Origin of the sequence: Paraburkholderia ribeironis (assembly GCF_900019265.1) — a bacterium.
GTDB lineage: Bacteria > Pseudomonadota > Gammaproteobacteria > Burkholderiales > Burkholderiaceae > Paraburkholderia > Paraburkholderia ribeironis.
This window is the reverse complement of record NZ_CYGX02000191.1, coordinates 1-657: the sequence shown is the minus strand read 5'-3', so window position 1 is coordinate 657 and position 657 is coordinate 1. Positions and strand designations below refer to the sequence as shown.

Below are 657 nucleotides of genomic sequence, written 5' to 3'. Positions count from 1 at the left end.
AGTACGGTCTCGTGGGCTCTCATCACCATGCACGTCGCGCAACATTACGTCGCGATCGTCGACGTTATCCTGCTGGGCATCGGCGTCGTCACGGGCGCGACCCGCGCGCGCGGACGCGACCGCTCTTCATAGCGCGACGATTTTCACAGCCTTTTTAAAGCCTTTTTCACGCGCCGACGCGCGCGAGTCCATTGATGTCGCGGCGGTCACGACGGCCACCGCGCGCGGGCAGTTTTTGCACGCCGCCATGACATTTTTCGACATAGTTTTTGAACTGACTCGGCGGGCAGGTTCTCCTACAGTTTCATCCGTCGCCACGCTGCATCTGCGAAGTGGCCCGAACCGTGAAGGACACCGCCGTGAAAATCCGCTCGCAAGTCTTCTCCTCGTTTTCTGATCTGCTGAAGCGCTCGTCGTCCGCGACGATGGCGCGCGGCGTGTCGCGGCGCATCGCGTTCGCGGCGGCCGCCGCCGTGGTCGGCGCAAGCGCATCGCTCGTCAGCGTGCCGGCGTGGGCAGGATGGTACGGCCACGGCACGGCGTACACGTCGCACGGCACGTATAGCGGCGCGCATGCGGCGTCGTGCGGCGGCGGCACCTGCAACCATGCAGGCGGCGTAATGGGTCCGTACGGCGGCATCGCGAGCAACTCAGGCA

At 65.0% G+C, this 657-nt stretch carries 1 protein-coding gene and 1 pseudogene; one reads left to right on the top strand and one right to left on the bottom strand.

The window, feature by feature from the left end; genetic code table 11:
- Window positions 1–126: 126 nt before the first annotated feature.
- Window positions 127–318 (bottom strand): hypothetical protein, encoded by a 192-nt coding sequence (locus BN2475_RS34115; protein ID WP_143326067.1) that lies wholly within the window; start codon window positions 316–318, stop codon window positions 127–129.
- A gap of 41 nt (window positions 319–359) precedes the next feature.
- On the opposite strand from BN2475_RS34115, the pseudogene BN2475_RS33090 reads away from it, so the two are divergent.
- Window positions 360–657, top strand: a pseudogene (locus BN2475_RS33090) (hypothetical protein); the annotation flags it as partial.